At 47.9% G+C, this 7117-nt stretch carries 5 protein-coding genes and 1 pseudogene; 4 read left to right on the top strand and 2 right to left on the bottom strand.

Annotated features, from left to right (window positions below; translation table 11 throughout):
* Window positions 1–1369: 1369 nt before the first annotated feature.
* The gene (locus EKM61_RS10830) at window positions 1370–2287 is read right to left on the bottom strand and encodes an IS30 family transposase (protein ID WP_068377405.1); all 918 of its coding nucleotides are present in this window, start codon (window positions 2285–2287) and stop codon (window positions 1370–1372) included.
* A gap of 71 nt (window positions 2288–2358) precedes the next feature.
* Between EKM61_RS10830 and EKM61_RS12215 the strand changes: the two genes are divergently transcribed.
* The 4 genes from EKM61_RS12215 to EKM61_RS10810 are packed head-to-tail and all read left to right on the top strand — an operon-like array spanning window position 2359 to window position 6065.
* On the top strand, window positions 2359–2772 hold the full coding sequence (locus tag EKM61_RS12215) for a phosphatase PAP2 family protein (protein ID WP_075168956.1): 414 nt from the start codon (window positions 2359–2361) through the stop codon (window positions 2770–2772).
* Window positions 2754–3701: a glycosyltransferase family 2 protein gene (locus EKM61_RS10820; RefSeq protein WP_046870790.1), complete on the top strand. Its 948-nt coding sequence runs from the start codon at window positions 2754–2756 to the stop codon at window positions 3699–3701. Before EKM61_RS12215 ends, EKM61_RS10820 begins: the two co-directional genes overlap by 19 nt.
* Window positions 3702–3710: 9 nt before the next feature.
* Window positions 3711–5645: a hypothetical protein gene (locus EKM61_RS10815; RefSeq protein ID WP_057877478.1), complete on the top strand. Its 1935-nt coding sequence runs from the start codon at window positions 3711–3713 to the stop codon at window positions 5643–5645.
* Window positions 5646–5660: 15 nt separating this feature from the next.
* A complete protein-coding gene (locus tag EKM61_RS10810) occupies window positions 5661–6065 on the top strand; it encodes a GtrA family protein (RefSeq protein ID WP_068377406.1) in 405 nt (134 codons plus the stop codon).
* 198 nt (window positions 6066–6263) lie between these two features.
* Here EKM61_RS10810 and EKM61_RS10805 read toward each other — a convergent pair.
* A pseudogene (locus EKM61_RS10805) lies at window positions 6264–6623 on the bottom strand (MobA/MobL family protein); the annotation flags it as partial.
* Window positions 6624–7117 lie beyond the last annotated feature (494 nt).

Below are 7117 nucleotides of genomic sequence, written 5' to 3'. Positions count from 1 at the left end.
GAAAAATAAAAAACACAGTACCGCCCATGATAACGGGGTGACACTGTACTTGGAGAACTTATGGTGAGTAATTCAGGACAATAACTAGTCAACTAATTACCGGTTTGGTAGCAAGTATTCTTTCAGCAACAGTTGGGTTCTTATTTGTTAATGTATGCTTTAACCTAACAATTCCAAACCCAATTAACTTTATCGGATTAATGTCTATTAGTATCTTTGTCTTTTATCTTATTATAACGTGTGTCCTGGATTGGTTGGGATTTGCTTTCTACCCATTACTACTCGTAGTCTGGTTCCTAGCAAGTTCCGTGATGTCTTATGCACCGGAAGCCCTTGCTCCTTTGTACCGAAAGGGAATTTACAGTTGGGTTCCAATGCGATTTAGCATGCAAACACTAACAAATACTTTGTATTTCCATAATGGATCGAGTACCACCATGTCATCATTATTAGTCTTGTTAATAATTGGATTTGTCGCTGCTATCTTGATGTATAGTTCAGGATACTTAAAACACTATTTGTTCACGGTTAGCCCACACCGCAAAATAAATAATTAAACAAAACATGAAACCCAATTATTCATATCATCAAAAATAGCCAATCAATTGATTGACTATTTTTTGATGATCCATTTAGCAACAATTCCCTCAAAAAAAAGAGAGTGTGAAATATTTTGTGTAAATGTATATAAAAATTCTGAATTGTATAGAGGCAGAGAATGTTCTTGAGGTATACCCTATTGGCTAATCACACATAAAAGCTTTCTTATATCATTATTTTTTTGGCAGGTACTGTGTAGGTGGAAATGAACGAATGCTTTAATAGTTTTGTGTCACAAAATAAATTTTGGAGATTTTCAGCACTCCAGTAGTTCAATGATTCCTGGCATATTCCATCAGCAAGTTTATATATTGCGTCTTTTAACAATTGGAGCTTACTTTCAGAAACTACATGAACTTTAAAGTTGGTATGTGCATCTGAAGCAAAGATGATAGAGGGGTGGAAAATAATGGAATAGAAAGTTTGACTCTGATATTTTTCCGCAAACCAATTCGAAGATGTAGTTATTTGTTCTACATCACCTTTAAAGATTTCATCACTAGCTCGTCGATTTTTATCTTCTATGACAATCTGTGTGCTTTGATCCAGCCAAAGATTATCAGGACCGCCTTCTTTGATAGCCGTTTCTGCCTCAGGCTGACTAGAATCAAATCCTAATAATTCTCCTAATCTTTGACTGCTTGCTCTAAAGTTTGTTTCGTCGGCATAGTTTGTATAAAGCAGGTCATCATTAATAGCTCGAATATGTGTAGCTAAATCATTGCTATCTTCGAAGTCATACTTTTTTATATATGGTAGATTGCAAGAATTAACCGAACACTGCGAACTGCTGAAAAACCTTTCGTGGTGATTGCCAATTGAGTGTTTTCATTGGTCTTGCATTAATCCAATGATTAATTTGATCTAATTCTTTGGCGCTAACCGTCTCAATTTTTCGCTCCTTTGGTATGAATCGCCGAACGTATCGGTTTAATATCTCATTACTCCCACGTTCTTCTGGTGAGTATGGGTGTGCAAAGTAAACTGGAATGCCTAGTTTTTGCTCGATTTCATCATATTTTACAAACTCTCGTCCTCGATCAACAGTGATTGACTTAGCATTCTCGATCCCTTGAAAAAAATGAATTAATACTGGTGTCACTGCCTGACTATTGCGACCACTAACTTGCCTCACAATATGTTGCCGACTTAATCTTTCTGTGATTGTGACAAGCACTTCACCACGTTTCTTACCCGATTGCATCGTATCAACTTCAAAGTGACCAAAATCCTGCCGTGCTTGAACACTTTTGGGTCTTGATTCAATTGAACGGCCGTGAACAAATACTTGACGTCTGCCATCAGACTGACGTTTTTGACGAATACCTTTGTCAGGTAAATCAGCTAATGACAGTTTGAGTCGGCCAGCATTGAGCCAATTATAAATCGTTTTGAAAGGTAACCCTAAAACATGAGCAGCAGTTTCTGGTGACCACTTTAAAATGCCAATGTGCTCATTCAAAAAGACAGCGATAGCTGGTGTTAGTGTGTGATGACGGCCACGTAGATGACGTTTTTTCAATGCCAATGCATGAGCAATATCAGCTTTATAGGGCGTGACTTGATGAATTTCAACAGAGGCCGTCGCAGGTGATCGGTTAATAAAACGCGCGATGGCACGAATCGAATAATTCAATTCCAGCAAAGTTTGAATGACAGTACGTTCTTGAGATGATAAACTAGTCATGAGTCGCAGTTCCTTTATGGTTGTTTTGGACAATTACCATTAAAGGCACAATTCACATAGGGAGAAGACCATTGAAATCCACCATTTTACTAGTCGAAGACGAGGCGGGCTTAGCCGACTCACTCAAAACCGAATTTGAGCTCGAGAACTTCAATGTGTTCTGGGCCAATGACGGCCTAATCGCGCTGGACATGTTCCGGCAAAACGAGGCCCAGATTGATTTAATCATTTTGGACTGGATGCTGCCGCACATTCAAGATCAAGAAACCCAGCTGATTACTGTATTGATTGGCATTGGCTGGATCGCGATGGTGGCGATATCGCGGGTGTATCTGCGCGACCACTACCTCTCTGATGTGCTCGCCAGTGTCTGCTTAGCTAGCCGCTGGTGGTTGCTGGTCACACCTGCGGAAGCCTTTATTCAAGCTAAAATGCGGCAGTTTTTACCGGAAGGAATGTTGAAATCATGGCCACATCAAAATTAACGATTGTTGTTCCTGCTTACAATGAAGAAGAGGTGCTGACGTCCTCGGTGCAAAAATTACTGGCCGTTGAAGACCAAATCGCCGCGCAAACCGTCCTCGGTCAGCGTGCCGACATCCTGATCGTCGATGATGGTTCCATGGATCACACCTGGGACATCATCGAAAAACTGCACGCCATGAATTCTCGCGTGCGCGGACTGCGTTTTTCCCGCAACTTCGGCCACCAGTCGGCGCTGATCGCCGGCATGAGTGAAGCCGTGAAAACCGCCGATATGATTGTCACCATCGATGCCGACCTCCAAGATGATCCCGACAAAATCGGCGACATGGTGGATGCCTATGCGGATGGCGCCGACATCGTCTACGGCGTCCGGAACAACCGGGAAACCGACAGCTGGTTCAAGCGCACCACGGCCCAAGGCTACTACAAGACACTCAAGCTGCTGGGCGTCGAACTCGTGCCCAATCACGCCGACTTCCGCCTGATGTCCAAGCGCGCCGTTGAAACCTTCCTGCAGTATCCAGAACGCAACATTTTCATTCGCGGCCTGATTCCTAAGCTCGGCTTCAAAACTGCCGAAGTCTTCTACAAGCGCACGCCGCGCATGGCCGGCGAATCCAAGTACCCGCTGAAAAAGATGCTGGCTTTTGCCTGGGACGGCATCACCAGCCTAACGATTGCGCCGGTGCGGCTCATTCTCATTCTGGGTACCTTGTCTTGCCTACTGGCGGTGGGCATGGTGGTTTACGCCATTGTCATGAAAATGCTGGGGCTCACCGTGCACGGCTGGTCGTTGTTGATGGTGTCGCTGTGGTTCGTTGGCGGCATCCAAATGATCAGCCTCGGGGTGATTGGTGAATACATCGGCAAGCTCACCACCGAAGTTAAACATCGCCCGCGCTACACGGTGCAAACGATTCTGGATTGAGGTGAGGGTATGAAAAAGATTAAACCCGCCTTTCTGCCAGCAATTTTAATCCTCTGCCTGCTCATTGGCAGCATCGGTAACCTGACCAGTGTGCTCGGGGTGCCGGCGCTGTTGGTGGTAGTGCTCCTGGGCGCGGGGCTTTACTTCGGGGCGCCCCGACTTGACCATTTGTCTACAAGGCAGCTGCGCTGGGGCATTGGCCTTGGCTTACTGGCGATGCTGATTGCCCAGGTGGTCGTGTTGCACGTGATGCCCAACACCGTTTACCACGATCCGTACCGGGTACTGTCGCAAGCCGACCAGCTCGCCGCCGGCCACATGACCTGGGATATCACCTACTTCTGGCGCTACGCCAATAACGTGCCGCTGGCTTATCTGCTCTCCCTGTGGTTGCGGCTGACGCAACTGGTGGGCTTAAGCACCAATCTTTCGGTGCACCTGCTGAGTATCTTGGTGTTGGACAGCTTTATTGCCCTGGCGCTGCATACGATTTGGCAGCTCAGCCAGCGCGCCAGCCTGCTGGTCGTGGCCTTCGGTTTCTTTGCCTTGTCGCCGTTTGCCTACACCTACTACCTGCAAGTCTTTTACTCCGACTTACCGACGATGCTGGTGCTGCTCATCATCATACGCAGCCTGCTGAACTGGTCGCAGAAAACATCGCGCCAGCGCTGGTTTGCCGGCAGCGGACTAGTTGTTGCCGTGATGCTCGGCGCCATGCTCAAGCCTAATCTGGTGGTCTTGTTGCCAGCTCTGCTGATTGTCGGCCTGATTCTGGCCCGTCAGCACCTCTGGCGACAAGCCAAACTGACCCTGCCCATCCTCTTGATTGTGCTGGGCTTCGGGCTGAGTCTGCCGGCGACCAAAGTCTTTGACGTGGCAGCCAATTATCAACCCCGCACCGCCTTTTCGTTCCCGGCGACCCACTGGATCTTGATGGGCTACAACCAGCACAGCAACGGCGGCTACTCCGGCAAGGATGTCGGACGTGCCATCAAGCAGCCCAGCCAAGCCGACCGCCAGCGGTACAATTTGAAAACCATCCCCAAGCGCATCAAAACTCTCGGGGTGGTTGGCGTCATCCGGTTGTGGGTAGTGAAGTTAGGCATCGTGCTCAATGTCCAAGGCATTCAGCGCTGGTACAACGGCGGCTTCCGCGCCGCGCCTAGTTGGTACAGTAATCATGCTGGCTTCTATCAGGGACTGACCGTGATTGGCTATGTGGCCGCGACCCTGCTCATGTGGGGCGCACTGATGCTGAAGCTCTTGCGGTGGCGGCCAGATCTGACCGACCCGCATCAAATCCTTGCACTGCTGGCGGTGACCACTGCCCTTGGCTACCTGGCTTTCCACACCCTACTGTGGGAAGTTGAACCGCGCTATGGTCAAGCCATTTTGCCGCTGCTCTGGGTGGCTTTGGCGGCCATCCCGCGTCAGGCCAGCCAGTCGCGTCCCCGCTGGGCGAACCAAGCTAGCCTCCTCAATGGCGCCACTGCTTCACTCGTCGCCTTTGGGGCCGCTGGTGTGCTTGGCGCTCAGCTGCCACAAAAGCAAGTGATTGCCGCCCAGCGCAGTCAGCTATCCGTGCAGTATCACGCCAAGCCCAAGACCGTGACGCCAGGCACCGTGCTGGCAGAGGTGGTCGATGTGAACGCGCCAGCGAACTATTTTTCCGTTCAGATTCATGCTGGTAGTCAGGTGCAAGTCACCCTCACTAACCTTGCCACCGGGCAACATTATCGGTTAACGATGGCTGGCAGTGTGGCCCGCCTGCACCACCAGCTCGCCGCTGGGCAATATCGGATTACCGTTCAAAACCTCACCACCCGCGGCCAGCAGGTCGATGTGACCCACACCTACCATTATCAGCTCGCTGCTCACCCGCTAACGGTGAACGGCCAATCGCAGCCCACCGCCTCGTTGATTTATACCTGCATGCAGCGCTGAGAAAGGAGCCTTTTTATGGAAAAACCAATCACTACCCTTTACAGCAAATACGATACAGCCTTGCGCTACCTGCTTGTTGGAGGCCTCACCACCGGCATTAATGTGGTGCTGTTCTTCGGCCTGACTCACCTCGCGATGCCGTGGTTCTGGGCGAACATTATCGCCTGGGTCCTCAGCGTGCTGTTTGCCTTCATTGCCAACAAGAAAGTCGTGTTCAACTCCGCCGACATGACCTTCCGGACTGTGGTCAAAGAAGGCGCCAGCTTCTTCACCTTGCGCGGCGCGTCACTGCTGGCGGACACGGCGATTTTGTTCATCGGCCTCACCTTAATGCACGGTTCGCCGCTGATTGTGAAGCTGATCGACCAGGTCGTCGTCATCGTGCTCAATTATGGCTTCAGCAAACTAATTTTCGCTTAACGTAAAAATGGTCCCAGCAGTGGAAACTGCCGAGACCATTTTGCTTGGCTAGCCAAGCTTGATGCCGGCATCCGCCAGCGCTGCGTCGACCACGTTCATCACAGCCAGCGAATGCGCCATCCGCTGCTTGGCGGCAGCCAAATCGTGATGCGCAATCATCGTTTCGAACGCGACGAACTCTTCGTACATGCGGTGCCGGTCAGCTACCATACCTTGATCGACAAAATTTTCTTGCACATATTTTGTCAGTAATTCTTTCTGTTCGGATTCACTTAATTCTACCGGTAAAGCCACGTTAAACTCTTTTGCATACCGTGAGTTTGATTTACGATCTTTCTTTTCAACTTCATTCCACAACTGCTCTCGATCACTCGCCCATTCAGGTGAATTTTTTGGCGTCAAAATAAAGCTTTCTGGCATGATCGATCGGGCATAAAAATAGTGGCGACCTTCCTTATCATCAAATAGCTTTTCACCACTTCGATAAGCGGCACTGGCAATCGCACTTCGTCCTTTACCAGCACTAATATTACTAAAACTCATGTGGAATATTGCCATGTCAGTCACCGTCTTCCTTTGATTCTATGGGTTTTGACCTTGTTGTCGCCATCGGCGACTTCTAATACAGGATTTTAGCACGATTTACCCCACAAGAATTTAGTGGGGTGCAAGTGCGCATTGACCTCGTTTCACTCGGTCTGCTGATAACCATAGAATCGATTTTTTCCGTTGTTGAATGGAATGTATTTTTAATTCAATTTATGCTTGCACCTAACTAGGATTGTTATGTTTTAAATATTTAAAAAGTGTTGCAGATTACGCTGTTTTAAGCCAAAATTTTTTAATTGCTTTGTGCAGATAATCTTTATAAGCTTGGTAACAAATTTTGAATAACGGTGCTGTAAGATCTGTGAATTTAAACTGAAAGCATTATTTTGATGTCAGGAGTCATTAAGATTGACGAAAAGAAAGTATTAAAACCCATTGATGAAATGCTTGCTGATCCTTGGCAAGTTGATATTCAAGAATTGTTTGAAGCTTCTGTCAATGAA

Source organism: Loigolactobacillus backii, assembly GCF_003946275.1.
Taxonomy (GTDB): Bacteria; Bacillota; Bacilli; order Lactobacillales; family Lactobacillaceae; genus Loigolactobacillus; species Loigolactobacillus backii.
Note: the sequence above shows the minus strand (reverse complement) of the source record. Positions and strands in the feature narration are given on the sequence as shown.

Excerpts from the sequence above, each read along its gene's own strand:
- EKM61_RS10830 (WP_068377405.1), bottom strand. The coding sequence starts at position 2,287 with ATGACTAGTTTATCATCTCAAGAACGTACTGTCATTCAAACTTTGCTG.
- EKM61_RS10820 (WP_046870790.1), top strand. The coding sequence starts at position 2,754 with ATGGCCACATCAAAATTAACGATTGTTGTTCCTGCTTACAATGAAGAA.
- EKM61_RS10815 (WP_057877478.1), top strand. The coding sequence starts at position 3,711 with ATGAAAAAGATTAAACCCGCCTTTCTGCCAGCAATTTTAATCCTCTGC.
- EKM61_RS10810 (WP_068377406.1), top strand. The coding sequence starts at position 5,661 with ATGGAAAAACCAATCACTACCCTTTACAGCAAATACGATACAGCCTTG.